This is a genomic window from Planococcus salinarum, from assembly GCF_007004625.1.
In the GTDB taxonomy this organism is placed as follows: domain Bacteria; phylum Bacillota; class Bacilli; order Bacillales_A; family Planococcaceae; genus Planococcus; species Planococcus salinarum.
Window position 1 is genome coordinate 61,366 of the sequence record NZ_VIFV01000015.1, and the last position, 26,118, is coordinate 87,483.

Consider the following 26,118-nt stretch of genomic DNA (forward strand, 5'->3'; position numbering starts at 1 on the left):
GTTCTCTTACACTGTGTCGTCACCGACAATTTTCACTTCAAGTTCCAAGTCGATGCCGAATTTTTCACGTACTGCCGACTTCACCATGTTAATCGTCTGGATGTAATCATTGGCTGTGGCATTGTTTTTATTGACGATAAATCCTGCATGCTTCATCGAAACTTCCGCTCCGCCAAAACCTTTGCCCTGCAACCCGCTTTCCTGTATCAGCTTGCCGGCAAAATTGCCCGGAGGACGCTTGAATACACTGCCAGCTGAAGGAAATTCAAGTGGCTGCTTTGATTCGCGTTGATGGGTAAGGTCGGCCATTTTTGCATCAATTACGTTCTGATCGCCTCTTTCGAGATTGAATTCAGCTGAAAGGACATAATAGCCTTTCTTCGTAATGACACTTTTGCGGTAGTCCATCTCAAGTTCTTCTTTGGACAAGACGAACTTTTCCCCTTCGCGGGTCAGGACTGTCGCCTGGACAATAATGTCCTTGATCTCGCCGCCATAGGCTCCGGCATTCATCGCCATCGCCCCGCCGACCGAGCCGGGTATGCCACAGGCGAATTCAAAGCCCGTTAAGGTATGGCTGGCTGCCGCCTTTGAAACTTCCTTGATGTTTGCACCGCCCTGTGCATAAACACCAAGCCCGTCGATGCGGATCTCGTTGAGGCTTTTCAGGTTCAGGACGATTCCGCGGACACCCCCGTCACGCACTACCATATTGGAACCGTTCCCCAGCATCAACAATGGAACTTCATTTTCAAAAGCATATTTTACTGTATAAGCAGTTTCATCTTCATTCGTAGGTGCTACAAAAATATCAGCCGGTCCGCCCATTTTTGTCAATGTATGCAGATGAAGCGGTTCGTCGATTTTCACGTGGCTGTCCGCCACAAATCGGCGTAGGTCTGATAACCATCTTTCTTTCGTCATCCCAAGCAAATCCCTTCTAAACGTTTAACTTCTAATAGTATCCGATTTTATCAGTCATTTGACAAGCGTTTGCAGCCACTTACGTACAAAAGTCCAATAAAAATTTTATCTTGAATTCGAGAATATTTAATTAAAGTATATTGACATCATAGTTTTATTGTTCTATAGTTTGGCTGGACATTAAAAAAATTGGAGGAATTTAAACATGAAAAAATGGACAGTAGACGCAGCACATTCGGAAATCGGTTTCTCAGTAAAGCATATGATGGTATCAAAAGTAAAAGGCTCTTTCGCATCATACGATGCTCAAGTGGAAGGTGACGAAACGGATATTCAAAACGCATTGATCGATTTCAAAATCGACGTGGCAAGCATCAACACGAACAATGCAGACCGCGACAACCACCTGCGTTCAGCCGACTTCTTCGATGCCGAGCAGCATCCGCATATCACATTCAAAGCAAACGAAATCGCTAAAAAAGGCGATGACGAGTATGAGTTGACTGGCGACCTGACGATGAAAGGCGTTACGCGCCTGGCCACTTTTGACGTGGAATACGGCGGCAAAGGAACCAACCCATGGGGCGTGGAAGTTGTGGCTTTCAGCGGCGAAGGCAAAGTAAACCGCAAAGATTTCGGTCTTACCTGGAACCAGACGCTTGAAACAGGCGGCGTATTGGTCGGCGAAGACATCAAGATCTCGCTGGAATTGCAAGCGAATCCGGCATAAGAAAAGCGACGGCGCGAGCACTCTTCCCTATAAATCCTTTACTTTCTTATCATTAATAAAAGGAGCTGCAGATTAAACTGCAGCTCCTTTTTTGCTTTTTATTCATATAATTAATTACTCTTCAAGCCGCTTCAGCGGTTTAACGGCCGGGCCTTCCAGCACTTCGCCCGTATAGGAGAAGCGGGAACCGTGGCACGGGCAATCCCATGATCGTTCGGCGTCATTCCACTTCGTTTCGCAGCCCAGATGTGTGCAGGTGGTATCGACCAGATGGAGCTGGCCGTATTGGTCCCGGTAGCCTCCCGCAGCGCCTTTCGTGGTTTTGACGCTTGCACCTTCCCCTTTTTCGAGGGAGTCGGCTGTCTTCGTCGGCCGTTGCAATTTGCCTTTGACCAATTCTTTCGCAACAGACGCATTGTCTTTTGCAAAGCTTGCCATATCGGCCGGTTTCATCTTCGTGCGGGTCGGATCGTATAGTGATGCGTAACGGTTTTCATTGCCCAGAATCTGATCACGCAGAAGCATTCCCGCTAGCGCTCCATGAGTCATGCCCCATTTATGGAAGCCTGTCGCCACCAGAATGTTTTCGTAGCCCACGGTGCTTGTACCGATATAAGGAATTTTATCGAGCGTTGTCATATCCTGCGCCGACCAGCGATATGGTATGGTTTCCACGCCAAAATACTTGTCTCCCCATTCCGCCAGCTTTTTATAGTTTTCCATCGTATCGCCTTTATGCTTTCCGGATCCATGGTCTTCGCCGCCGATCAGCAGCAGCCGTTCCCCATTTCCATCTGTGGCATAACGCAGTGAACGGCTCGGCAGGTCGGTACTGATATACATGTGCTTCGGCATGTCGCCTTTCACTTTTGCCGCCACCACATAGGAACGTTCCACTGACATTCTGGCAAAATACATGCCGTCTGTGTCATTGAACGGGTAATGCGTTGCCACAATCACTTTGTCACAGGAAAGATGGGACATGTTTTCCGTTTGGATCACCGGATTGTTTTTGCTGAGAATTTTCAACGCACGTGTTTTTTCATAAATGGTGCCGCCGAGGCGTTCGAATTCTTTTACGAGCCCTGCCAGGAATTTTACCGGATGGAATTGCGCCTGCCCGCGCATGACGATGGCTTCTTTCACATCAAACGGCAGGTCCATTTCTTCTTTCGCCAGTCCCCCGGGTATTCCGAGCTGCCGGTATGCCTCCGCTTCCTGCTCAATCAATTTTGCACCGGCCGCCGTATTTGCGTATACGAACGCATCATGATGTTCAAAATCACAGTCAATGCCAAGTTCGACAGCCATATTTTTTATAAATTCCAGGCCTTCCATATTGGCGTCAAAATATTTTTTCGCTTCAATTTCTCCGGACATTTTAATCAATGTTGAATAAATCAGGTCGTGCTGTGCCGAAACTTTCGCAGTCGTGTAGCCTGTAACGCCATCCACTAATTTGTCCGCCTCGATCAGCGTTACCTTTTTCCCTGCTTTCGCCAATAAATAAGCACTGATGATGCCTGCAATGCCGCCACCGACCACACCCACTTCCGTCGACTCGTTTTTCTGCAGCTGCGGATAATCAGCTATCTCCTCAAACTCGCGCCAGTATGACTTTTTCGATTCCGGTATCTGTCTGTTTTCACTGTTCATCGTCATCTGATACCTCCTATTATTGTCATTTACCTCTTATGTACCCTTACCTCCGAAAAATAAGCGTAAAGAAAAACCCGGAAACGCTGGCGCGTTTCCGGGTTTTGGGAATCTCTTATTAAACTCTCGCTTTTTCAAATGATTGAGCCATTTCTTCAACGCGTTTCATGCCGTCTTCGATGATTTCCTGCGCTTTGTCAGGATACATATTGTGGCCTTCGATAATCACTTCTTCGATGTCTTCGATGCCGAAGAAATTCATGATCATACGAATATAATTGACGCTCATTTCACTTGGCGCCATTTCCGGAGTCGAGTAAACGCCTCCGCGTGCATTGAGGATAATGACTTTCTTTTCCGGCACAAGGCCTTGTGGACCTTCTTCCGTATATTTGAACGTTACACCTGCACGGTAGACATAATCGATGAATGTCTGAAGCGGCGCCGGTATTGTCTTATTCCATAACGGGAATGCGAATACGACCACATCAGCATCAAGGAAGGCGTCCATCGCTTTGTTGGCTGCAGTCAAAATGCGCTGTTCGATGTCGTTCAATTCTTCAGCCTGTGCAGACTTCTGCATAGCGTCGAAGAAATCCTGGCCGAAATATGGCATATCTTCCTTGAAGACGTCAAACGTTTTTATGTTTGCATCCGTTCCTACATTGTCCATGAATACGTCGTACATTTTACTTGAAACACCCTCTGAAGCCGGGCGGTTATTGGCTTTTACAACTAACACGTTCATTATTCCAAAACTCCTTTATATCCTAATGTTATTTATCTCAAATTAAAGACTTTATTAGTTTAATCAGTAATTGGATTGAAGTCAAACAGGCTGCTCAAAGGATTCAATCCGAGTTGCAGGAATCTCCGGTGCAGTAACTTGTCTCTTTGTTGCCAAGCGGTTTCAGAGCTGGGCGCAAGCCTTCTTCATCTGCAATCTGCTTGAGCGAATCGGCGAATGCCTCCAATGGCTGGGCACCGGAAATGGCATATTTGCGGTTGATGACGAAAAACGGAACGCCCTGCACGCCCAATTGGCCTGCTTCCGCAATATCCTGTTCGACGTCTTTCATAAAGTCGTCAGATTCCAACACGAGTTTCGCTTCGTTGCGCGGCAAGCCGACCGCCTCCGCGTTATCCAGCAATACATCATGTTTGCCGATATTTTCAGCCTTGATGAAATAACCTTTGAGCAACTGTTCAGTCAGCGCTGCATCCCGGCCCTGAGTTTCCGCCCATTTCACGAGACGGTGTGCCGCAAGCGTATTCGCCTGGACCATATTGTCAAAATCATATTCCAGGCCGACTTGTTGGGCATGCTGCGCCACGCCTTTGGACATTTCTTTTGCCTGCTCCACGGATTGCCCGAATTTCGCAGCCAAACTTTCATATACAGGAACGTTGGTATCCTCAGGAGTCGTCGGATCCAACTGATAAGCTTTAAATGTAACTTCGGCCTGATTATTAAAGCCGGTTTTTAACAGGGCCTGTTCCAGTGTGCGTTTGCCTATGTAACAAAAAGGGCACACATAGTCAGACCAGATTTCTATTTTTAACATCATAATTCACCTCGCCACTTACTATAGCAACCAAAAATCCCGTGCTCAATATTTCTGCTTATAGACAAGAAAAGCGGAGGCGCCCGTTTAGCTCTGAAAGGCATAAGACGGAATAGCGGAGCGGCGTCCTTTGCCGCATAGGAAGGACAGCTTAAGTCCGAGGAGTTGGCCGTTGAAGACTAGACACTAGACCGGCTTATGCCCCGAAGAGCTGGGCCGCCGGAGTCTGGACACCGAGAAAAGCGACGGCGCGGCTCGGTACTGGGCGAAGCAATAAGACGAAAGGTTTTCTCGCCTTATTTATTTAAATTCTTCAGTTCAACTTATATGGATTTTTATTTCCGGCCAAAAAAACTGATCCCCAAACGGGAATCAGCTCAATGCTTCGGTAATGACAGGTACAATCTGTTTTTTGCGGGAAACAATGCCCGGCAGCAGCACACGGTTGTTGATGACACTTGATTTGAACGCGCCCTCAATAATATCAGATCTTCTGCCGATGACAATCGCTTCGGAATCGTTGTTCAGGATGTCCGTCACAACGAAAACAAAAAGATCGAGATTCTTTCTGCTGATGGCCTGTGCCATCAGTGCTTCCAGGTCGTGCTGGCGCTCCAGTACTTCCGACACATCGATCGCGTTGACCTGTGCCACTTCAAAACGGTGGTCCCCTGCTTCAAACTCTTTTGCATCCAGTGAAATTAGATCTTCCAGGGTTTTATTGCTGAGATCGGCTCCTGCTTTCAACATCTCCAAACCATAGGAATCCACATTTACACCGGCAATTCCAGCCAGTTCGCGTGCCGCTCGGACATCCTGTTCCGTGCAGGTAGGCGATTTGAACAGGAGCGAATCGGAAATGATAGCGGATAACATCAACCCGGCGATATTCGCTGGAATTTCCACCCCATTTTCCTTATACAGCTTCAGCAGAATGGTTGTCGTGCAGCCGACAGGTTCAGCACGGAAAAACAATGGATCTGTCGTTTCAAAGTTGGCAATCCGGTGATGGTCAATCACTTCAATCACCTGCACCTCATCGATATCTTCCGCACTTTGCTGGCGTTCATTGTGGTCTACGAGAATCACCTGGGAAACTTCCTCCGAAACGCGTTGTACAAGGCGCGGCGCTTCAAAACCGAACTCCTTCAAAGCGAAAGTCGTTTCGTTATTCATTTCGCCAAGCCGGATGGCTTCCGCTTCCAGCCCTGTTTCATTTTTAAGATATGCATACGCAATAGCCGAACATACCGAATCCGTGTCCGGATTTTTATGGCCCAGTACAAAAACTTTTGACATTTTTATGCCTCCTGATCAATGTTGGTTTCCGTGTAATTCTACCATAACTGCCTGTGCAGCTGAACTTTCAGGTCAAAGGAATATGTTTCCCGACAGTTTTTTTGCCACTTTCGATTAAAACGCTAAAAAACTATAGTGTAACGGAAAGAATTATAGTATTATATTACTACTCCTTTATAATTACTAAAATAGGTTTTATTGTTAATTCAAATAGTAAATATGGAATAATAAACTAATAAATTTGTATATTTAAAGTCATTTTTATTGTGCATAGAATTTTTTTGTTATAAAGGGGCAAATTCGTATACTTTGCTCTAGTGCTAATGGTATAATTAATACAATTAATCCAAATATTCGTAAAGGGAAGTGAAAATATTGACTATAATTCTGGAAAAGAAATACATTCCGTTAGCAAATTACTTTTCATCTGCCACTAATACACAAATTAAGCTCAGCTTTGATGAAATCGAGCAGATAATGGGTCAACAATTGCCGAATGCCGCTTATCTGAACAGAAGCTGGTGGAAAAAGACCAAAGCACCCGCCAAGCATTTCCACGCCTGGATGGATGCCGGTTATTTTGTCAGCGAAGTGGAGACGAACCGTTATGTCGTATTTGAACGAATCGATTCTTCCAAAGGAAACAACGCGAAAGACGGCAACGCCGATGAAGATATCCTGTTGATACGCAATGCCGAACACGGCGACGCACGTTCCCTTGCCGCCCTTATGAAAACAGTGGAGGCCGAATCCGAGTTCATGCTGTATGGCAAGGGCGAGCGCACCCAATCGACACAAAAAGTGCGAAAACAGATAATCGAATGGCGCCAAAGCGGCTATTCCACAATATTTATCGCCATTTTGAACGGTGAACACGTCGGTTACCTGACAATCGTCGGAAATGCCGCCAAACGCGCGGCGCACCGCGCGGAAATCTGCATTGGAGTCCAAGCGAATGCCCGCCGCAAAGGCATTGCCACCAAGCTCCTGCAAAAAGGCGAAGAATGGGCGGCTTCCAAAAACATCAGCCGTCTGGAATTGACCGTTGTCGAAAATGACAAGCCCGGCAGAAAATTATTTGAAAAGGCCGGATATGTCTCTGAAGGCATCCGACAGGATTCCATGGTGATCAACGGCAAGTATTACGATGAAATTTATATGGCCAAGTTTTTAGATTGAGCAGATAAGTGACAGTGAGAGATGGCCTGAACTTTTCGGGGACCATCTCTTTGCGACGAAGCTGATTTGATCTATGCCCCGAAGAATTGGGCCGCTGGAGTCTGGACAACAAAAAATCGTGCCCCTTCCATAATGGAGGAAGCACGATTTTTATTAGTTCAGGATCATCAGCCACAGGTACAGGCCGGTCAGGGTAATGAATAATGTCGGAATCGTCAGGATGATCCCCACTTTGAAATAATAGCCCCAGCTGATGGTGACACCTTTTAATTTTAGGACGTGCAGCCACAATAACGTTGCAAGCGAGCCGATCGGGGTGATTTTCGGACCTAGATCGGAACCGATGACGTTTGCATAGATCAACGCATCCCGCATTACGCCCGTCGTCTCAGTTTCAGCAATGGCCAGCGCATTGATCATGACCGTCGGCATATTGTTCATCACTGAAGACAAAATGGCCGCGATAAAGCCCATGCCAATGGTTGCCGCATAGAACCCATGTCCCGCTGTCCATTCGATTGCCGTCGCGAGTACTGATGTCAGGCCAACGTTTCGCAGCCCGTACACAACAACATACATACCAATCGAGAAGAAGACGATTGCCCACGGCGCGCCCTTCAGTACCGTCATTGTCTCCACTGCATCGCTTCTCCGTGCAATCGCAAGGAAGATGACAGCAACCGCTCCGGCGATGAATGACACCGGAATCTCCAGGGATTCACTCATAAAGTACCCTACCAACAAGACCGCAAGCACCACCCAGGAGAGGCGGAACATTGCCAAATCCTTGATGGCCGATGCCGGTTTTTTCAAAGAACCTGCATCGAATTCCTTTGGAATATCCTTGCGGAAAAAAAGATACAGCACCAGCATGCTGGCAAGAATACTGAACAGGTTCGGCACGACCATATTGATCGCGTACTCTGTAAAGCCGATATCAAAGAAATCGGCCGATACGATATTTACCAGGTTGCTGATGACAAACGGCAACGATGCCGTATCCGCAATAAACCCGGAAGCCATGATGAACGGCAGGATCATTGCATCCTTGAAATTCAAAGCCCGCACCATGGCGAGAACGATCGGTGTCAGGATCAGCGCCGCTCCGTCGTTGGCAAACAATGCCGCGACAATCGCCCCGAGAATGGTCACCAGGAAAAACATTCGAAGTCCGCTGCCTTTGGCCAAACGCGCCATATGTAATGCGGCCCACTCGAAAAATCCGATTTCATCGAGGATCAGGGAAATAATGATCAGGGCCACGAACGTCAACGTCGCATTCCAGACGATGCCGGTTACATCCCAGACATCCCCGAAATCCACTACGCCAAACAATAATGCAACCGTTGCACCCGCAACCGCCGACCAGCCGATCGACAAGCCGCGCGGCTGCCATATAACAAATATTAATGTAACGATAAATATAAAACTGGCTAATGCTACTTCCACTACTTCAACATCTCCTTATTCACAAACTACTTTTTTTCCTTCGGCCATCAATGATTCCACCGTGACTTCCGGTTCAGGCAACAGGCTCAACAGGTGAATCAGCATCGGATAGAGCACATGCCGAACATTCAGTGACCAGATGGTCCAGCGCCCACGTTTTTCTTCCGTCACCAATTCAGCGGTTTTCAACTTCCGCATGTGCTGACTGACTGCGGGTTGGGTCATATCCAGCAATTCCGTAAATTCGCATATACACAGCGATTCTTTGGATAAATATTTAAGTATAAGCATCCGGTTATGGTCGCTGATCGCCTTCAGATAGGATTCCATTTCGGTATAATTCAATTCATTCACCTTCTTCCAAAAGATTCGTTACCCATTATATAAGTGATTGCTTATTTAATCAAGGAGGAATTCAGCCGCAATTCCTCGCACCATAAAAAAACCCCGGCAGCCAAAGCTGCCGGGGTTCGATTTTCAACTCTTCTATTTTGCTGAATGTTGTTCCAGTACACGCAACGACTCGCGATTGAACGCAGGAATGTCGTCCGGTTGTCGGCTTGTCACCAATTGGTTTTGGCACACTACGACTTCCTTGTCGACCACTTTCGCCCCGGCGTATTCCATGTCGGTTTGAATCGACTTGTAGCCTGTTGCGTCGCGCCCTTCCAGTGCTTTTGCTGAAATCAGCAATTGCGGTCCGTGGCAGATTGCGAAGACCGGTTTCTTGGCGTCCATGAATGTTTTCGTAAATTTTACGAAGCGTTCATCCGCACGCAATTGGTCCGGCGAGAATCCGCCAGGCAGGAAAAGAGCGTCGTAATCATCAGGGTTTGCGTCATCGATGCCTTTGTCTATCGATACGACAGCCTCACCTTTTTTACCTGTTACTTCTTTGCCCGCTTCTTTTTCAATCGTGAAAACTTCGTGACCCGCATCGTTGAATGCTTTCGATGGTTCGGTATATTCTACGTCCTCAAACATATTCGTGATAAGCGTTGCGATTTTTGCCACTATCTTTCACTCCTTTGGTTTTATACTCTCCCTTATTATTCCACCTGTCTGCGTTACTAAACATGGCATTCAGCGAAATTTTGATACATAAGGGTTTTCCTGTTCCCAAAATCGGTATGGATAGTGGACAGCTTCCTGCGAATTGCCGATGCCGACTCTCGGGCCGACTGAAACAGCGTGCACCGGATCGCCTTCCGCAATATACAAGGGCCTTTCCGTAAAATGGTGGCCGTAGTAATCCATTGAAATCCCCATCGCTTTTGTCAGCTTGCCGGGTCCGCTTGTCCATTGTTTGATCGGCAGGTGGCGACCCCGAAGCTCCGCCATCAGATCAATGCCTTCAACCGGTTCCACTGCACGGATCAGAATCGCGCTCGGCGTGTCGACCGGTCCACTGACTACATTGATGAGCGTATGGGTATGCATTTGATACGTATAAACAAGTCCGGCTTTGCCGAACATAATTTCCGTCCGTTTGGTGCGGCGGTTGCCGAAACTGTGCGCCGCACGGTCTTCCGCTCCCATGTAGGCTTCGGTTTCCACAATGCGGCCGGCTACGATCCCGTCCGGCATTTCGTGGACCAGCAGTTGCCCAAGCAGGTTTCGCGACAAATCCAAAGTGGGCCCTTCAAAAAAATCAGCTGTTACTGGTTTGAACATCTTGCATCCCTCCGGCAACCATTATACCGGGTTGCTGTGGGTCACTGCATCGATCAGGGGTTCAATATCCTCGATTTTATTGTCATGAAACGCTTTTACGATCGCCGAACCTACGATGAAGCCATCGACATCATCGCGAAGCAGATCGATGTGTTCCGTTTTGGAAATACCAAATCCTGCGTAAACAGGCACCGGGCTTTTGGAGCGGACTGTTTTCATGAATTCTTTCACTTCTTCCGTCAGCTCGTCACGGACGCCGGTAATGCCGGTTACGGTAACAGCATAGACAAATCCTTCTGCTGCATCCAAAATATCATGCAGCCGATTTTCCGTAGTGGTGAGCGTGACCAGTTGAATCAGCGTGATTTCCGCCTGTTTCAGATACGGTGCCACCAGCTGCTGATGCTCAAATGGCAGATCTGGAATAATGACCGCTGAAACACCGGCATCCCGGCAGGATTCCGCAAATCGCTCAGCACCGTAACGGAGGACCGGATTTAAATAAGTCATAACAATCAAAGGAATTTTCAACTCGAAATCCCAGCTCTTCATTTCCAATAAAACTTTATCAAGTGTCACGCCTTCGTTCAGCGCACGGTTCCCTGCTTCTTCGATTACTGGGCCATCAGCCACCGGATCCGAAAAAGGAATGCCGATTTCGATCGCCGTTACACCTGTGCCCTGCAAATATTCAACCTGGTCGCGAAGCCGGTCCAATCCGCCGTCACCCGCCATAATATAGGCGACGAATGCTTTGCCGCCGTCGTCCTTCAAAGTCTGTAAGCGTTTCATGCCAGTCCCTCCAATTTTTCCGCATAGGTCGCCATGTCCTTGTCGCCACGGCCGGATACACAAATGATCAATATTTCTTCCGGCCCCATGCCGGCTGCCGCCTTTTCCGCCTCTGCCACGGCATGTGCCGATTCGAGCGCCGGAATGATGCCTTCGAGTCTCGATAAACTGATGACCGAAGCCAGCGCTTCTTCGTCCGTTACCGCGTTGTACTCGACCCGCCCGATATCTTCCAGGTGAACATGTTCCGGACCGACGCCCGGGTAGTCCAGCCCCGCCGAAATCGAATGCGCTTCCTGCACCTGCCCGTTTTCATCCTGCAGCAGTTTCATAAAGGCTCCGTGAAGTACACCTTCCGTCCCTTTGGTAAGTGTTGCAGCGTGCCTGTTCGTTTCCACTCCTTCGCCTGCTGCCTCCACGCCAATTAATCGCACGGATTCATCATTCACGAACGGGTGGAACATGCCGATAGCATTCGACCCTCCGCCGACACAAGCCAGAATCACATCAGGCAAGCGGCCTTCCTTTTCGAGAATTTGCTTGCGCGTTTCTTTCCCAATCACACTCTGGAAATCCCGCACCATGGTCGGGAACGGATGCGGTCCAAGTGCTGAACCGATGAGGTAATGGGTATCGCCGACATTTGAAACCCAGTAGCGTAGGGCTTCATTCACTGCGTCTTTCAACGTGGCACTGCCTTTTGTGACACTTTCCACTTTCGCGCCGAGCAGTTTCATCCGGAATACATTCAATTGCTGCCGTCTGATATCTTCCTCACCCATGAAAATGACGCATTCGAGATCCAGCAGCGCACAGATCGTCGCTGTCGCTACGCCGTGCTGACCGGCTCCCGTTTCCGCGACGATTTTCCTTTTGCCCATGCGGATCGCCAGCAATGCCTGGCCGATCGCGTTATTGATTTTGTGGGCGCCGGTATGGTTCAAGTCTTCGCGTTTCAGATAAACTCTCGGTCCGCCCCACGCTTCCGTGAGCCTTGCCGCAAAAGTGAGTGGCTGCTCGCGGCCGACATATTCTTTCAGGTAACTATGATAAGATGCCTGGAATTCCGGATCATATTTCGCCTCCGCATACGCCTCTTCCAATTCTTTCACTGCACGCATCAACGTTTCGGGTACAAATTGCCCGCCGAAACGCCCGAAAAAGCCGTTATCTTTTTCTGTTCCCTTAGTTTGCTGCATCGAATCACCCTTTACAGTTTTTATGAATTCTTTTATCTTGTCCGTCTCTTTTTTTCCATCCCTTTCAACGCCGCTGGAGACGTCCACCATAAATGGCGCGGTACTCTCGATCGCCCCACGCACATTGCCGGCATCAAGTCCGCCGGCCACAATCAGCCGTCCGGGTTCGATTGCAGCATGTTCCAGCAAGGTCCAATCGAATGTCCGGCCGCTGCCGCCGCGGTATTCAATACCCGGCGCATCAACGAGCACATAATCCGCAATCGACTGCTCCAGTTTTCCGACATCCTTTTGATTGCGGACTGAAAATGCCTGAATCACTTTGACCGGGATGCTGCGAATCAAGTCGCCCGTTTCATCTCCGTGCAATTGCACCATCGTCAGCGGTACTTTTTCAATGGCTTCCAGAATTTCCGCCAGGTCAGCATTGACAAAAACACCGATCCTCTCAACCGATTCCGGCAGTTCCGCCGCCAACCGGGCAGCCTGTTCAACGGAAACTTTTCGCCGGCTCGGGGCAAATACGAATCCGACCGCATCAGCTCCCGCTGCCGCCTTTACGTGTTCCGTTTCCTGCAATCCGCAAATTTTCACTTTCGTCATTTCCGCACCTCCGGTGAAGTGACCGCCGCAATCCAGGCTCCGGCATCTTGTGAGCGCATCAACGCTTCGCCGACCAGTACGCCGTTTGCTCCTTTGCTGAATGCAAACGAGGCATCGCCTTCGGAAACGATTCCACTCTCGCTGATCAGCAATGAATGGCTGTCCTCCGGGAAATGTTTGGCTATGTGCGCTGTCTGTTGGAGTGACACTTCAAATGTTTTCAAATTGCGGTTATTGACTCCGATCAATTCTGCTCCCAAATCCACTGCAATTTGGAGCTCTGCACGGTCGTGCACTTCAACAAGCACTTCGAGCCCTGCAGCCTGCGCGTAAGCAAACAATTCTTCAAGCTCACCTTGTTCCAGTGCCGCTACGATCAGCAGAATGATGGTTGCACCGGCATTTTTCGCACGGTCAATCTGGACACTGTCGACGATAAAGTCTTTGCACAGCACCGGCACCGACACAAGTCGCGCCACCTTCTCCAGGTCAGCCATCGACCCTTTGAAATACAATTCATCCGTCAACACGGAAATTGCAGCCGCTCCTGCCTGTTCGTAGATTTTCGCCTGCTCGGCAACGTCAACATCCAGCCGGATATCACCTTTCGACGGGGAAGCCCGTTTGATTTCCGCGATGACTCCGCGGCCCTGTCTCAGCCGGTCCGCCAATCGTGATTTTTCCGCAAAACCATTGGGCGAAGCCGGTTCGATGCTTTTATAGTCTTGTATTTCCCTGCGTTTTGCTGCAATGATTTCATCCAATATGTTCATACCAACACCCCCACGGCCCGGCGGTGCGCTTCGAATACGCGCCCCGTTTCACCTGATACAATAGACTTTCTCGCAACATGGACACCTTCTGCGATTGTACCGGCACGGCCCGCTGCGAAAAGCGCGGCACCGGCGTTCAATGCGACAGTGTCCAGGTATGCACTCTCTTTGCCTTCCAGTACTTCCATAAAAATCGCGGCATTGCGTTTAGCGTCTCCACCTCTGATTGCATCAATCGGTGCCAGTTTCAGGCCAGCTTGTTCCGGATGAAACTGAATCGTCTCTTTGCCATTTTCGTTAAACAGCAATAATTCGTTGGTGCCGGCAAGAGAAAGTTCATCCATGCCGCCGGCTCCATGTACCATCACACCGCGTTTTCTGCCAAGCCGGATGAGCGCATCGGCCATCGGCTCCAGCATATCCCGGCGGTATACCCCCGTCATCTGCACTTCGATTGGCAATGGGTTGGCGAGCGGGCCGACCAAATTGAAGATTGTCGGCGTCGCAATGCTCTTCCGCACGTCCCGCAATTTTCCAAGGGCCGGGTGGATTGTCGGGGCGAATAAAAAGGCGATTCCTGTCTTGTCGAGCAATTCCGGAATGGTGGCCAGATTCGCCGTTGTCCCAATTCCGAGCTCTTCCAGCACATCGGCGCTCCCGGTTTTGCTTGAAACGCTGCGATTGCCATGTTTGGCAACTTTCATGCCGCAACCCGCCAGGACAAAAGCCGTCAGCGTGCTGATGTTAAAGCTGAAGGAACGGTCGCCTCCGGTTCCACATACATCGATCAATGTGCCGGCTGTTTCCGGCAAAGCCACCGCCTTTGATCTCATCGCTTTGACGAGGCCGACCATTTCATCTGCTGTCTCAATTTTTTCGTGCAAGTCTTCAAGAAATTTTTTGATCTCACCATCTGTCATACTGCCGTCCAATATCTCCATCGATTTGCTGTACATTCTATGCTCACTTAAATTCTCTGCTCGTCTCATTTTCATCTCTCCTCAACTCGTTTGAATACAAAAAGTCCCCGCAACCGGATAGATATCCGGTTGCGGGGACGGGTTTAAAAAAACCGCGGTACCACCACGCATTAATGCATTTCTGCACTCACTCAAACAGGCTGTTCGCCCTACCCTTTAACGCAGGGTATACGTCTGCCTTACTCATTTCCATTTTCAGGCCAGCTCTCCTAAGTCCATTCGCGCAGTTTCTCCAATCAGCTTCCACCAGCCGCTGACTCTCTAAATAGATCCCACTGCCTACTCGTCTCAATCCTCGATTTTACACTCTGCTATTCTCATCTTTTCTGGGCTCTTCTCTCGAATTAGACTTGCCGCTCTTCCAACAAGTTGATGTTTACATTAAATTATTTTGTTTATTCTGTCAAGCAGAAGGTTCAAAGACCCATCCTTTTAGCAACAATCGTCTTCATGATTTCATTGGATCCGGCATAAATGGCGGCCACCGGGATGTCGCGGTAGCGGCGGGCGATTTTGTATTCTTCCATGTAGCCGTAACCACCGTGCAATTGCATGCATTCCCCTGATATTTTCTTGGCAGTGTCCGTCAGCCAAAATTTGGCCATCGACACTTTGGACACGATATCCTTGCCGGCCATGTGCTCTTCAATCAACGATTCCAGGAATGAATGTCCGATTTCCACTTCCGTCGCAATTTCAACCAGCTTGAATTGGGTATTCTGGAAAGCGCTAATCGGCTTTCCGAAAGCCTCCCTGGACTTCACGTAGTCCACTGTCATTTCCAGCATATCTTCCGAAGCCGTCTGGGCAGCCATCGCCACTACCAGCCTCTCCTGCTGGAGTTTTTCCATCAAATATGTAAAGCCCTTGTTTTCTTCGCCGATCAGGTTTGCGACCGGCACCACGCAATCTTCAAAATACAATTCGGAGGTATCCTGAGCGTGAAGCCCGACTTTATCCAGTTTGCGGCCTTTCGTAAAGCCCGGCATCCCTTCTTCGATCATCAGCAGTGAAATGCCGCGATGCTTCGACTCCACTTTGGTGTCCGTTTTCACGGCAACAACCACATGCGTCGAGTTGATGCCGTTGGTGATGAAGGTCTTTTGTCCGTTAACGATATAATTGTCGCCATCGCGGACAGCAGTCGTGGAAATATTCGCCAGATCCGATCCCGCTCCGGGTTCAGTCATGGCGATCGCGGTAATGAAGTCGCCGGAAATGCAGCCGGGCAGCCAGCGCTGTTTCTGCTCTTCGTTGCCGTAGGATTCGATATACGGCACAGTGATGTCGTTGTGCAATCCGACACCGGTAAGGCTCGCGCCCACACGTTCCATTTCTTCGCCGATGATGACGGCATAACGGAAATCGAGCTCCAACCCGCCGTACCGTTCTTCGACCTGCGGACACAGGAAGCCCATTTCCCCGAGGCGTTTCCAGAACGATTTCGGAATGAGGCGGTCCTTCTCCCATTGGTCATATTGCGGCACAGCTTCTTTTTCCAGGAATTTCCGCAACGACTTGCGGAACATTACATGTTCATCTTCTTCAAAACGATATTTGCCCATTCCTTTGTCCCCCTTATCACGCTTTAACACTCAGTGGGATACACCCCTACTGAGTGAAGCTTCTCTTTATCTTGGCTGCATGCGGATTGCCCCGTCCAGCCGAATCGTTTCCCCGTTCAGCATCGGGTTCTCGATGATGCTCTCCACCAATTGCGCATATTCTTCCGGCCTGCCGAGACGGGACGGAAACGGAACAGCGGCTTCAAGCGACGCGATTGCCGCTTCCGGCAAGCCGGCGACCATCGGGGTCTTCATAAGCCCCGGGGCAATTGCCATTACCCGGATGCCGTCTCGCGCCAATTCACGTGCAATCGGCAACGTCATCGAGACGATGCCGCCTTTTGATGCACTGTAGGCAGCCTGTCCAATCTGGCCTTCATAGGCCGCAACTGATGCAGTCGAAATGATGACACCACGCTCACCGTTTTCATTCGGTTCATTTTTCTGCATGGCCGCTGCTGCAACGCGCAATACGTTGAAACTGCCGATCAGGTTGATGCGGATCACTTTCTCAAATTGTTCAAGTGGCTGAGGTTCACCTTTTGCAACGACTTTCCCGGGTGTCCCGATGCCCGCACAATTGACGACAAGATTTACGGAGCCGAACCGCGCAATGGCAGCGGCGGTCTGCTGTTCAACTTGCGCAGCATCGGTGACATCCGTTTCCGCATACCAGACCGACTCCTCGCCCAGTTCTTCGATGAGTTCGGCTGCCCTGGCGGAATTCAAATCGAAAATCGCGGCTTTTCCACCCCTTTCCACAATGCGGCGGACGGTCGCTTCTCCGAGCCCTGACGCTCCACCGGTAATGATTGCTTTCACTTCATTTGTATTCATCCCTTCGCCTCCGGACCTTTTATAATCGTTCGATGATTGTTGCGTTTGCCATACCCATCCCTTCACAGATTGCAAGCAGTCCGTAGCGTCCGCCGCTGCGTTCCAATTCATGCAATAAAGAAACCATCAATTTCGTGCCGGTTGCACCGAGTGGATGGCCCAGCGCAATCGCTCCGCCATTGACGTTCAGTTTTTCCGGATCCGCCCCTGTGTCATGAAGCCATGCCAGCGGAACCGGTGCAAACGCTTCGTTCACTTCGTAGCGGTCCATGTCATCAATCGTAAGCCCCGCTTTTGCCAACACTTTTTTCGTCGCGGCTATCGGACCCGTCAGCATCAGCGTAGGATCTGAACCGACAACGGTGCGGGCAACGATGCGCGCTTTCGGCTTCAGCCCCAATTCATCCGCTTTTTCGCGTGACATTAATAATACTGCAGACGCCCCGTCACTCATCTGGCTGGCATTTCCTGCTGTAATGACACCGCTTTCATCAAACACCGTTTTCAATCCGCCAAGAACTTCCATGGAGGTCTCCGGCCGCGGCCCTTCGTCTTTTGCCACCAGGCGCTTTTCACCGTTTTCGCCTTCCACTTCAACAGCTACAATTTCTTTGTCGTAACGGCCGGCCTTGATGGCATCCAGCGCCCGCTTGTGGCTCCGCTCCGCAAATTCATCCAATTGCCGGCGGCTGAAGCCCCATTTTTCAGCGATGCGTTCCGCGGACAACCCCTGGTTGATGATTTCGTATTGCCCCGTCAGCTTGGGACTCGGTTTAGCCCCTTGCATATTTGAAAACATCGGCACCCGCGTCATACTTTCTACACCGCCTGCGATGACAATATCCATATCCCCCGCCAGAATTGCCTGTGCCCCGAAGTGGATGGCCTGCTGGCTCGAGCCGCATTGGCGGTCAATCGTGACACCCGGCACGTAATCCGGAAAACCGGCAATCAATGCCGAGGTCCGGGCAATGTTCCCACCCTGTTCACCCGATTGCGAGACGCATCCCAGGATGACGTCTTCCACGTCCCCCTTAGCCACACCAGACCGCTCCACCAATTCTTCCAGCACCAAAGCCGCCAGTTCATCGGGCCTTGTTTCTGAAAACGAACCTTTCCTCCGTCCAACTGCCGTTCTTACCCCTTCAACGATTACCACTTCCCGCATATCTGTCCACCCCATCATCATTTATTATAAATAAAACGAATTATTGCTCAGAATTGAATGACTATTCATTCAATTTCATTGTACTCGAATTCCTGCTCTGAAACCATATAAAAAATCCCGCAAAACAATCTGCGGGATTCGATTACAACTTTCTGTTTATGGGAGTTGAACCAATATAGTTTTTATTCTTCTATTAATCCTTTTTCAATGAGGAAATCTCTCGCCACGTCCTCCGGTTTATCCTGGTCCACATCCACCCGTGCATTCATCGCAAGCATTTCTTCTTCGCTGATCTGCCCTGCAAGTTCGTTCAGCAGATCTTCAAGTTCCGGATATTCTTCCAATGTTTCCATCCGGACTACAGGTGCTGCGTCATATTTCGGGAAAAACGAAAGATCGTCTTCTGTCGTCTCCAAGTCGAACAGCCCAATTCGACTGTCCGTCGTAAATGCCGGAATGACATCCACATCGCCGTTATTTACAGCTTCATACATAATTGCAGGGTCAAAACTGTCGGTCGCTGAAAATTCAAAAGGATAAGTCGCAACCAAATCATCGTAACCATCGCCCTGACGCTCGTAAAATGGATGCGGCGCACCGAAACTCATGTCTTCCGACTGGGAAATTTCCGCCAGTTCCGAATAAGTTTCGGCGTCATAGCCACTGTCTTTTGAATAGGCGAGCGTATAGCCATTTTCGAAGCCCAGAGGTTCGAGCCAAGTGGCATCCAGTTCTTCTTCATAACCTTCACGGACCCGCTCCAACACTTCTTCCGAAGATTGGCCCGGCTCTGATTCCTGCTTCAGCACATCTTTCAGGCCTGTGCCCGTATATTCCACGTAAAGGTCGATATCGCCCTGTTCAAGTGCCGGCGTCAAAATGGATACCTCTCCAAGTCCGTCTTCGTATTCCACAGTGTAATCAGAGTTCGCTTCTATATACTGCCCCAAAATATGAGGGAGGATATACTGCTCCGTCCACGGCTTACCACCGATGATAATCGGATCGGAGGATTCACCGCCGCCTGTTCCACCACAACCCGACAGGATTAAAGCACCTGCCGCTACAGCTCCAATAAATTCTTTTTTCATCTCAATTCCTCCTTTTAGTTTTTCAATCCTTTCGGAGTCGTCCTTTTTTCAATCCATTTCAGGATCTGGTCAAAGCCGATTGCCAATAATGCTACCGGCAATGCACCGGCAAGAACCAATGAATTATTATAGGATTGCAATCCCCGGTAGATTATGTCGCCAAGGCCGCCGGCACCCACAAAAGTCGCCAGGGTCGCAATACCGACTGTCAGCACTGTGGCCGTCCGGATGCCCGCCATGATAAATGGCAGCGCCAGCGGCAACTCGATTTGCCTGAGGATTTGGGTGCGGGTCATGCCCATGCCGCGCCCGGCTTCAATGGTCGAGCCGTCCACTCCGGTGATACCGGTATAGGTGTTTCTGAGAATCGGCAATAAAGCGTAAATAATCAGCGCAATCAAAGCGGTCGGGGAGCCGATCCCCAATATCGGCACTAAAAAACCGAAGAGGGCAAGACTCGGGATCGTTTGAAAAACAGCCGTCACGCCGATGACCGGCTCAGCGTAGCGACGGTATCGCGCAATAATGATTCCTGTCGGCAAAGCAAGCGCGATGCCGATTGCCACAGCAACAAATGATAGATATATATGTTCCATAAATGCCGTTTGGATCATATCCTGGCGGCTGACCAGCGTATCAAAAAAATTCCTCATACTTTTTCACCCTCCTGCTTCTGGAGAGCTGCCTTTACGAGATCACGGTCACTGACATAAGCGAGCGTCCTTCCCGCTTCGACAATCTGCAAGTACGGATGGCCACTTTTTTCCATTTCGGAAAAGGCGTCATCTATCGTCGCTTCTCCGGAGATTTGCAAAGCACCTTCTCTCGGAACTTCTCCAAAGACAGCCAAAAACTCTTTCAGTTTCCGCTCTCCGAACGAACGCTGCCGATTGATGCGGTCAAGGCCGATGAAACTTTTCACAAAATCATTCGCCGGATTGCTGATCAGTTCCTGCGGGGTGCCTACCTGTTCTACTTCTCCGTCGCGCATGACGACGATTGTATCGGCGATTTTCAAAGCTTCATCCATATCGTGAGTAACAAAAACAATCGTTTTCCGGATTTCCTGCTGAAGGTTCCGGAGATCATCCTGCAGCTGTTCCCGGCTGATCGGATCCAGGGCAGAGAACGGTTCATCCATGAGAATAATATTCGGGTCTCCTGCCAGCGCGCGAACTACTCCCACACGCTGCTGTTGCCCACCGCTGAGTTCCAATGGGTAACGCTCTTTATAGATTTCAGGCTCCAGTCCCACTAATTCCAGCAGTTCTTCGACTCTTCTGTCCGTCTTCTCCTTGGGCCATTCCAGCAAGCGGGGCACGAGAGAAACGTTTTCTGCTATCGTCATATGCGGAAACAGACCAATCCTTTGGATAACATAGCCAATCGAACGACGCAGCTGAACTTCCTCCAAGTCGGTAATCGGTTTTTCATCAATAAAGATATCACCGGAAGTCGGTTTTTCAAGTTTGTTGACCATCCTCATCAGGGTGGTTTTCCCACAGCCGCTCGGTCCGATTACCACTGTCAATTTATGGGTAGGAAACACCAGGGATGTGTTTTTCAGCGCTTCCGTTCCATCCGGAAACTGCTTGGTCACATGTTCAAAACGGATCATTGCCTCCGCTCCTTCCTAAAACTTTCCTACTATCATTTCATTACCCTATTTAAATTGGTAATATGTCTGCCATTTTCGATAACTTCTTCTTTATATCCCGTTATTTACCAACTGCTTGTATCTTGCGTCTATCCGATAGGACTGATGCAAAAACGGCCGCCTGACAGCAGCCGTTGGAAACGAACTCTTTTGCATGCATAATTTCAGCTGGAACCCTGATTTTATATGAATTTCAAATGCACCGGATTAGCAATTTTCTCATAGCCAATTTCGTTGTACATTTTATTCGCTGTGGGATTTTTTAAATCGGTATAGAGCATTACAAAATAATATTCCAACAGCAGTTCTTCTGTCACTTCTGCCACCAGTGTCCGGGCATAGCCTTTTCGTCTGTATTTTTCAGGGGTGAAAACGAAAGAAACGGTAATTCCGTGCTTGGAAGGACGCGCTTTCTTCATACAGGCTACGGTTTCTCCTTCCACTTCCCAGACGTAGACTTCTTTATCCTCCAGAAATTGCCCGATTTTCATCGAGGCTTCTTTATGGCTGGAGGAACCGATTCCTGTCTCTTTTTCAAAAAGGAGATACCATTCTTCCAGTAATTCGGCATCCCGTTTATTGGCGACCCGCCAGCTTCCCCGACTCTTTTCAAGACCCGGCGCCAGCGCATCGATGCGATACAGCCCTTCATCCATATGAAGTTCCACAGCCGCGCCTGTTTCGGCTGACCAGGCTTCCGCAAACCGGCCTGCTGTTTCTTTGTCGCCGATAACACCCGGCAATTCCTGGCTATCCCTTTTCAAATGCCGGGCAAGATTCGCTTCCAGTCCGGGAATTTCTTTAAAAATGATAAGTTGCAGAGGGTGCGGCGGCGTCATGAGACAAGCTGCCAGAACCTCTTTCCCCTCTTCCGCCAGGGCCAAATAATACTCTTCATATCGACCGTTGTTGATCTGCCCCAGAATCCCGAGGAACAAACTGAAGATATCTTCATTTTTATACAGCAGCGATTCAACCTTTTCACTAAACGCAACCGGATCGTCATATATTTTCCATTCCATAACCCCACACTCTTTTCTATTTTATCCATCTAATAAATATTGGCCATTCACCTTATTATTCCTGCCGATTTTTTAAGTTTACACAATATATAAGCGGAAGCGGTCTTTAGACTCAGCCAATAAACGGCCACCGGCAACTCAAGGGTTGTTGGTGGCCGTTACAGAATGCTTTAATCCAATTCCATTTGTTTTGTTTCAGTGCCCAGGAACGCAACCGCCAGCGCAGCGATGATGATCGCACTGCAGAATATCGCGAATATCACGTTGACGCCATAGCCCGCTGTCAGCATAAAGCCGACGAGTAGAGGTCCGAAAATACCCCCAATACGGCCAAATGAAGCCGCCATGCCGGTACCGGTACCTCTGATGACTGTGGGATATTGCTCGGGTGAATAGGCATATAACGCTCCCCATGCGCCAAGGTTGAAGAATGACAGGAAGGCTCCTGCCGTAATCAGCATAGCCAGGGATTCGGCGTTGCCGAAAGCAAGCGCGCTTGCCGCTGTACCAAAAAGGTAAGTGACCAAGACGAATTTCCGGCCGATTCTTTCAATGAGCCAGGCTGCCGTGAAATAGCCCGGAAGTTGCGCCAAAGTCATGAGCAGGACATATTGGAAGCTCTTTATCAGCGTAAACCCTTTCAGCACCATCACGCTCGGCAGCCACAAGAACATGCCATAATATGAGAACACGACCATAAACCAGACGATCCAAAGCATCAAAGTGGCTTTGGCGTGTTTTTTCGACCAAACATCTTTGATATTGACCGATACGGAACGCAGCACATCTTTCTTAGCTGTGAACTGCGGCGAATCCGGAAGGTTGATCCGGAGATAAAGAGCATACAGCGCCGGCAGTGCGGTGATCAATAACGCGATGCGCCAACCGTATTCGGAAGCCGGAATAACAAAATAAGAAATGATTGCCGCAAGAAGCCAGCCAGCCGCCCAAAAACTTTCCAGCAGCACGACGACCCGCCCCCGCTCTTTGGCCGGGACGCTTTCCGATACAAGGGTCGAAGCCACCGGCAATTCTCCGCCAAGTCCCATGCCGACGAAGAATCGCAGGATCATGAACGCGGCCAATGTTGTGGTGAAAGCAGATATACCACTCGCCAGTGAGAACAGCAGCAAGGTGATGATGAATATCTTTTTCCGCCCGACCCGGTCTGCATAAATCCCGAAAACGAATGCACCGACCGCCATGCCAATTGAATTGATGCTGCCAATCCATCCCATCTGACTTGTTGTCAGATCCCAGTCCTGTTGGAGTGCTGCGATGATGAAGGATAGAATCCCGACATCCATTGCATCAAACAGCCAGCCAAGGCCGGCGATCCAAAGCAGCCTGTTGCGCGATATCGGCGCAGTATTTTTTTCTTTGCCAGTAATAGTGGTCATATGCATCCTCCTTTTCCTAAGCATCCATCACGGTGTCTTTACACCTTATCACTATACGCTTAAGGCAAAAATGGCACAAGTTCTTCAATGCTCCTCTGACACAAATTCATTTTTCGCCAAACTGAAGAGCGCCCCCTCCTACTATACACAGGAAGATGGAGACGCTCTCTTTTCGTTATGTCAACAATACAAGGCTTACAGCCATTACTGCCATTCCGGCGACAAGGCCATAAATGGACAGATGCGCCTCGTCGTACCGTTTCGCTGCAGGCAACAATTCATCCAAAGAGATGAAAACCATAATGCCTGCGACCGAAGCAAAGACGATGCCGAAAAGTGTATCACTCAGGAACGGCATCAGGAACAGCCAGGCTGCAATTGCACCGACCGGTTCCGAAATTCCTGACAGAAAACTGTAAAGCAATGCTTTCTTCCGGCTGCCGGTTGCGTAATAGATCGGAACCGAAACCGCAATCCCTTCCGGAATATTGTGAATGGCAACCGCGATGGCGATGGCGATGCCCAGCGCCGGATCCTGGATGGCCGACATGAATGTGGCGATGCCTTCAGGAAAGTTATGGATACCAATCGCAATTGCTGTAAAAATCCCCATTTTCCGAAGTCTGGCATATTCATCATTGCTTGGGCCTTCATCCATATCTTCAATCGTTTTGACTTCATGCGGATTTCCGAGTTGCGGCAACACACGGTCCAAAATCGCCATGAATATCATGCCGCCGAAAAAGCCGGCAAGCGTCAGCCAATAGCCGGTTGTTTCACCGTGTGCGCCTGTCAAAGAGTCTTTAGCTTTAACAAAAATTTCAACCAGCGAAACATATATCATTACGCCTGCTGAAAAACCGAGTGAAACCGATAAAAATTTCGTATTGGTCCGGGAGGCGAAAAACGCCAGCAAACTGCCGATTCCGGTGGCCAGACCGGCAAACAGGGTAAGCGCTAATGCAAATAAGACCGTACTGTCCATACCCATGACTTCCTTCCACTACTATTGAATATGGTTATTGTACGCTAAAAGTTTCCTTCGTACAACTTTCTTCAACAAAGAAAGATATTCGATTATTCAGCTTGTTGAGAAACTGGCAACTTCTTCAATCATTATGCTTTAGGCGGATGCTTTCTGCGGAGAGCGGCCTAAGCCTCCTCGCTCGCTTCGAAAACCCTGTGCTCCTACAGCGCCTTGCGCTTCATTTTAATTCTGTTTAGATATGGGGTGTAAGTTTCTTGAAACAAACTATTTAAGATATTCCTTTATAAAGAATCGATCTGAGATATGGAGCAAAACAGCGAAGACTCCCAGGGGAGCAAGCGAAGTGCTGAGATCCACTCGGACGAAGTCCGCAGTTAGCTCAGCGCGAGCCCCCAGGAAAGCGAAGCTGTTTTGCGCAATATCGGTTTTCATTTTCTAACTCGATGATTAATCCTTCACCTTTTTCAACTTCAGAATCTCCCCCAGTTTTCGCCAATCATCTTCTTTCAACGAACGGACAGGCGGATTATAAAATACACTTGCCGGATGAAAAGTAGGGAAGACATGGTAACTCTCTTCCGATTCTTTGAACTTACCCGCTGTTTCGTCCCATATTAAAATGGGCGTTTCCAGCAGGACCCCATGCAACTCCGTCACCTTTGCCTGCTTTCCGATCAACCGTTGCAGACCGACATTCCCCAGCGTAACGATTAAAGGAGGTTGGATATCCTGTATTTCCGCATCCAGAATCGGCGCATGGGCGATAATCTCTCCTTTTGTCGGTGCACGGTTGTACTTCCGCTCCTCTGTGTCCCCATTTCGTTTCTTCTTCGTTCCCCATTTATACGGCCTGCTTCGTACAGCACTTGTAATATAGACATCGTCACGGCTCAATCCGACGCTCGCCAGTGAGAGCATCAGTTCCTTTCCTGCCCTGCCGGTAAACGGGAGGCCCGTTTCCAATTCATTTTCGCCCGGCGCTTCCCCCACCAGCATGACTGCCGGCTGCAGCGGACCACTGCCTCTTACGAAACCCTCTACCGGAAAACCTTCTATGCGCGCTATCCCCAAACTCACAAGTTCATCACTGATTTTATACACAATCGATCACCTCAAAAATAGTTTATCATAATTTAAATGTTAACTTTCCTTACATTTAAATAAATAAAATCTTGCATTTTCAGAAAAGTTTATTTATTATGTTAAGAAACCTAACATTAAATATGTTGGACCTTACAAAAAGACCTGCGGTAGTATGTCAACTGAAAAATAAATGATTATGAAGTTATCAAAGGTCGATTTTGTGGAAAAAGACCGCAAGAAACTAGACCAGTAAATAACTACCATTTACTGGTAATTAAGAAAGGCGCTCAATGACGTAATTTACGTCATCGCTTCACGCCCCTTTCCCGGCGTAAAGAGTTGCTGGCTGCGTAGTATCGCATCCACCAAGCGCACGAGTTTCCTTGCGGTCAGGACGAGTGCTCGTTTGTGCTGATGTTTCGGCACCTCACGGTATTTCTTTTGGTAAAAGGCTTCGTATTCAGGAACCTGGGTCCTGACCCGG

General features: G+C 49.1%; 25 protein-coding genes, 2 pseudogenes and 1 other annotated feature. Of the genes and pseudogenes, 2 read left to right on the plus strand and 25 right to left on the minus strand.

Features of this window, described 5'->3' with window-relative positions:
* Positions 1 to 6: 6 nt before the first annotated feature.
* A complete protein-coding gene (gene murB / locus DIJ65_RS10440) occupies positions 7 to 924 on the minus strand; it encodes a UDP-N-acetylmuramate dehydrogenase (RefSeq protein WP_071151856.1) in 918 nt (305 codons plus the stop codon).
* Between the two features lie 205 nt (positions 925 to 1,129).
* On the opposite strand from murB, the gene DIJ65_RS10445 reads away from it, so the two are divergent.
* Positions 1,130 to 1,654 carry a YceI family protein gene (locus tag DIJ65_RS10445; protein ID WP_071151857.1) on the plus strand — a complete coding sequence of 175 codons (525 nt, stop codon included), beginning with the start codon at positions 1,130 to 1,132 and terminating at the stop codon, positions 1,652 to 1,654.
* A 114-nt stretch (positions 1,655 to 1,768) separates the two neighbouring features.
* Here DIJ65_RS10445 and DIJ65_RS10450 read toward each other — a convergent pair whose 3' ends face one another.
* The 4 genes from DIJ65_RS10450 to DIJ65_RS10465 form a co-directional block, all read right to left on the minus strand.
* Positions 1,769 to 3,316, minus strand: a complete 1,548-nt coding sequence (locus DIJ65_RS10450) for an FAD-dependent oxidoreductase (protein WP_313903017.1) — start codon at positions 3,314 to 3,316, stop codon at positions 1,769 to 1,771.
* Positions 3,317 to 3,428: 112 nt separating this feature from the next.
* Positions 3,429 to 4,058 carry an FMN-dependent NADH-azoreductase gene (locus DIJ65_RS10455; protein ID WP_071151858.1) on the minus strand — a complete coding sequence of 210 codons (630 nt, stop codon included), beginning with the start codon at positions 4,056 to 4,058 and terminating at the stop codon, positions 3,429 to 3,431.
* Between the two features lie 103 nt (positions 4,059 to 4,161).
* Positions 4,162 to 4,875 carry a DsbA family oxidoreductase gene (locus DIJ65_RS10460; protein WP_071151859.1) on the minus strand — a complete coding sequence of 238 codons (714 nt, stop codon included), beginning with the start codon at positions 4,873 to 4,875 and terminating at the stop codon, positions 4,162 to 4,164.
* Positions 4,876 to 5,247: 372 nt separating this feature from the next.
* On the minus strand, positions 5,248 to 6,174 hold the full coding sequence (locus tag DIJ65_RS10465) for a manganese-dependent inorganic pyrophosphatase (RefSeq protein ID WP_071151860.1): 927 nt from the start codon (positions 6,172 to 6,174) through the stop codon (positions 5,248 to 5,250).
* A gap of 366 nt (positions 6,175 to 6,540) precedes the next feature.
* Between DIJ65_RS10465 and DIJ65_RS10470 the strand changes: the two genes are divergently transcribed.
* Entirely contained in the window at positions 6,541 to 7,353 is an 813-nt protein-coding gene (locus DIJ65_RS10470) for a GNAT family N-acetyltransferase (protein WP_230321379.1), read from the plus strand.
* A 153-nt stretch (positions 7,354 to 7,506) separates the two neighbouring features.
* Here the strand turns inward: DIJ65_RS10470 and DIJ65_RS10475 are convergent, their stop codons facing one another.
* The 20 genes and pseudogenes from DIJ65_RS10475 to DIJ65_RS10565 all read right to left on the minus strand — a co-directional run.
* The gene (locus DIJ65_RS10475; protein ID WP_117301958.1) at positions 7,507 to 8,802 is read right to left on the minus strand and encodes an arsenic transporter; all 1,296 of its coding nucleotides are present in this window, start codon (positions 8,800 to 8,802) and stop codon (positions 7,507 to 7,509) included.
* A gap of 15 nt (positions 8,803 to 8,817) precedes the next feature.
* Positions 8,818 to 9,147 (minus strand): ArsR/SmtB family transcription factor, encoded by a 330-nt coding sequence (locus DIJ65_RS10480; protein ID WP_117301960.1) that lies wholly within the window; start codon positions 9,145 to 9,147, stop codon positions 8,818 to 8,820.
* A gap of 141 nt (positions 9,148 to 9,288) precedes the next feature.
* Positions 9,289 to 9,816, minus strand: a complete 528-nt coding sequence (locus DIJ65_RS10485; protein ID WP_117301962.1) for a type 1 glutamine amidotransferase domain-containing protein — start codon at positions 9,814 to 9,816, stop codon at positions 9,289 to 9,291.
* A gap of 69 nt (positions 9,817 to 9,885) precedes the next feature.
* Positions 9,886 to 10,476 carry a DNA-3-methyladenine glycosylase gene (locus DIJ65_RS10490; protein WP_117301964.1) on the minus strand — a complete coding sequence of 197 codons (591 nt, stop codon included), beginning with the start codon at positions 10,474 to 10,476 and terminating at the stop codon, positions 9,886 to 9,888.
* Between the two features lie 21 nt (positions 10,477 to 10,497).
* The gene (gene trpA, locus DIJ65_RS10495) at positions 10,498 to 11,268 is read right to left on the minus strand and encodes a tryptophan synthase subunit alpha (protein ID WP_117301966.1); all 771 of its coding nucleotides are present in this window, start codon (positions 11,266 to 11,268) and stop codon (positions 10,498 to 10,500) included.
* The gene (gene trpB, locus DIJ65_RS10500; protein ID WP_230321384.1) at positions 11,265 to 12,467 is read right to left on the minus strand and encodes a tryptophan synthase subunit beta; all 1,203 of its coding nucleotides are present in this window, start codon (positions 12,465 to 12,467) and stop codon (positions 11,265 to 11,267) included. The genes trpA and trpB overlap by 4 nt, the downstream gene beginning before the upstream one ends.
* Before the next feature lie 30 nt (positions 12,468 to 12,497).
* Positions 12,498 to 13,070: pseudogene (locus tag DIJ65_RS16570) on the minus strand (phosphoribosylanthranilate isomerase); the annotation flags it as partial.
* Positions 13,067 to 13,843, minus strand: coding sequence for an indole-3-glycerol phosphate synthase TrpC (trpC, locus tag DIJ65_RS10505; RefSeq protein ID WP_117301970.1), 777 nt, complete (start codon positions 13,841 to 13,843; stop codon positions 13,067 to 13,069). The pseudogene DIJ65_RS16570 and the gene trpC, both read right to left, overlap by 4 nt.
* Positions 13,840 to 14,832 (minus strand): anthranilate phosphoribosyltransferase, encoded by a 993-nt coding sequence (gene trpD, locus DIJ65_RS10510; RefSeq protein ID WP_117301972.1) that lies wholly within the window; start codon positions 14,830 to 14,832, stop codon positions 13,840 to 13,842. The genes trpC and trpD overlap by 4 nt, the downstream gene beginning before the upstream one ends.
* 61 nt (positions 14,833 to 14,893) lie before the next feature.
* Positions 14,894 to 15,128 (minus strand) — a binding site (T-box leader).
* Between the two features lie 111 nt (positions 15,129 to 15,239).
* Complete coding sequence (locus DIJ65_RS10515) at positions 15,240 to 16,388, minus strand: acyl-CoA dehydrogenase family protein (RefSeq protein ID WP_117301974.1); 1,149 nt, start codon at positions 16,386 to 16,388, stop codon at positions 15,240 to 15,242.
* Positions 16,389 to 16,454: 66 nt separating this feature from the next.
* On the minus strand, positions 16,455 to 17,225 hold the full coding sequence (locus DIJ65_RS10520) for a 3-hydroxyacyl-CoA dehydrogenase (RefSeq protein WP_117301976.1): 771 nt from the start codon (positions 17,223 to 17,225) through the stop codon (positions 16,455 to 16,457).
* 19 nt (positions 17,226 to 17,244) lie between these two features.
* Positions 17,245 to 18,393 carry a thiolase family protein gene (locus DIJ65_RS10525; RefSeq protein WP_117301977.1) on the minus strand — a complete coding sequence of 383 codons (1,149 nt, stop codon included), beginning with the start codon at positions 18,391 to 18,393 and terminating at the stop codon, positions 17,245 to 17,247.
* A gap of 182 nt (positions 18,394 to 18,575) precedes the next feature.
* Positions 18,576 to 19,484 (minus strand): glycine betaine ABC transporter substrate-binding protein, encoded by a 909-nt coding sequence (locus DIJ65_RS10530; protein ID WP_117301978.1) that lies wholly within the window; start codon positions 19,482 to 19,484, stop codon positions 18,576 to 18,578.
* Between the two features lie 14 nt (positions 19,485 to 19,498).
* Entirely contained in the window at positions 19,499 to 20,137 is a 639-nt protein-coding gene (locus DIJ65_RS10535; protein WP_117301980.1) for an ABC transporter permease, read from the minus strand.
* Positions 20,134 to 21,102, minus strand: coding sequence for an ABC transporter ATP-binding protein (locus DIJ65_RS10540; RefSeq protein WP_117301982.1), 969 nt, complete (start codon positions 21,100 to 21,102; stop codon positions 20,134 to 20,136). The genes DIJ65_RS10535 and DIJ65_RS10540 overlap by 4 nt, the downstream gene beginning before the upstream one ends.
* 221 nt (positions 21,103 to 21,323) lie before the next feature.
* Positions 21,324 to 22,163, minus strand: coding sequence for a GNAT family N-acetyltransferase (locus DIJ65_RS10545; RefSeq protein ID WP_117301983.1), 840 nt, complete (start codon positions 22,161 to 22,163; stop codon positions 21,324 to 21,326).
* Positions 22,164 to 22,333: 170 nt separating this feature from the next.
* Positions 22,334 to 23,563 (minus strand): MFS transporter, encoded by a 1,230-nt coding sequence (locus DIJ65_RS10550; protein ID WP_117301985.1) that lies wholly within the window; start codon positions 23,561 to 23,563, stop codon positions 22,334 to 22,336.
* Positions 23,564 to 23,738: 175 nt separating this feature from the next.
* Positions 23,739 to 24,548, minus strand: coding sequence for a zinc transporter ZupT (gene zupT, locus DIJ65_RS10555; protein ID WP_117301987.1), 810 nt, complete (start codon positions 24,546 to 24,548; stop codon positions 23,739 to 23,741).
* A 450-nt stretch (positions 24,549 to 24,998) separates the two neighbouring features.
* Positions 24,999 to 25,652: a uracil-DNA glycosylase gene (locus tag DIJ65_RS10560; protein WP_117301989.1), complete on the minus strand. Its 654-nt coding sequence runs from the start codon at positions 25,650 to 25,652 to the stop codon at positions 24,999 to 25,001.
* 282 nt (positions 25,653 to 25,934) lie between these two features.
* Positions 25,935 to 26,118, minus strand: a pseudogene (locus DIJ65_RS10565) (IS110 family transposase); the annotation flags it as partial.

Coding starts and splice junctions, on each gene's coding strand:
- DIJ65_RS10550 (WP_117301985.1), bottom strand. CDS start 23,563: ATGACCACTATTACTGGCAAAGAAAAAAATACTGCGCCGATATCGCGC.
- DIJ65_RS10525 (WP_117301977.1), bottom strand. CDS start 18,393: ATGCGGGAAGTGGTAATCGTTGAAGGGGTAAGAACGGCAGTTGGACGG.
- trpD (WP_117301972.1), bottom strand. CDS start 14,832: ATGAGACGAGCAGAGAATTTAAGTGAGCATAGAATGTACAGCAAATCG.
- DIJ65_RS10540 (WP_117301982.1), bottom strand. CDS start 21,102: ATGATCCGTTTTGAACATGTGACCAAGCAGTTTCCGGATGGAACGGAA.
- murB (WP_071151856.1), bottom strand. CDS start 924: ATGACGAAAGAAAGATGGTTATCAGACCTACGCCGATTTGTGGCGGAC.
- DIJ65_RS10460 (WP_071151859.1), bottom strand. CDS start 4,875: ATGTTAAAAATAGAAATCTGGTCTGACTATGTGTGCCCTTTTTGTTAC.
- DIJ65_RS10515 (WP_117301974.1), bottom strand. CDS start 16,388: ATGGGCAAATATCGTTTTGAAGAAGATGAACATGTAATGTTCCGCAAG.
- DIJ65_RS10450 (WP_313903017.1), bottom strand. CDS start 3,316: ATGACGATGAACAGTGAAAACAGACAGATACCGGAATCGAAAAAGTCA.
- DIJ65_RS10445 (WP_071151857.1), top strand. CDS start 1,130: ATGAAAAAATGGACAGTAGACGCAGCACATTCGGAAATCGGTTTCTCA.
- DIJ65_RS10530 (WP_117301978.1), bottom strand. CDS start 19,484: ATGAAAAAAGAATTTATTGGAGCTGTAGCGGCAGGTGCTTTAATCCTG.
- trpC (WP_117301970.1), bottom strand. CDS start 13,843: ATGAACATATTGGATGAAATCATTGCAGCAAAACGCAGGGAAATACAA.
- trpA (WP_117301966.1), bottom strand. CDS start 11,268: ATGAAACGCTTACAGACTTTGAAGGACGACGGCGGCAAAGCATTCGTC.
- DIJ65_RS10535 (WP_117301980.1), bottom strand. CDS start 20,137: ATGAGGAATTTTTTTGATACGCTGGTCAGCCGCCAGGATATGATCCAA.
- zupT (WP_117301987.1), bottom strand. CDS start 24,548: ATGGACAGTACGGTCTTATTTGCATTAGCGCTTACCCTGTTTGCCGGT.
- trpB (WP_230321384.1), bottom strand. CDS start 12,467: ATGCAGCAAACTAAGGGAACAGAAAAAGATAACGGCTTTTTCGGGCGT.
- DIJ65_RS10545 (WP_117301983.1), bottom strand. CDS start 22,163: ATGGAATGGAAAATATATGACGATCCGGTTGCGTTTAGTGAAAAGGTT.
- DIJ65_RS10465 (WP_071151860.1), bottom strand. CDS start 6,174: ATGTCAAAAGTTTTTGTACTGGGCCATAAAAATCCGGACACGGATTCG.
- DIJ65_RS10490 (WP_117301964.1), bottom strand. CDS start 10,476: ATGTTCAAACCAGTAACAGCTGATTTTTTTGAAGGGCCCACTTTGGAT.
- DIJ65_RS10520 (WP_117301976.1), bottom strand. CDS start 17,225: ATGAATACAAATGAAGTGAAAGCAATCATTACCGGTGGAGCGTCAGGG.
- DIJ65_RS10455 (WP_071151858.1), bottom strand. CDS start 4,058: ATGAACGTGTTAGTTGTAAAAGCCAATAACCGCCCGGCTTCAGAGGGT.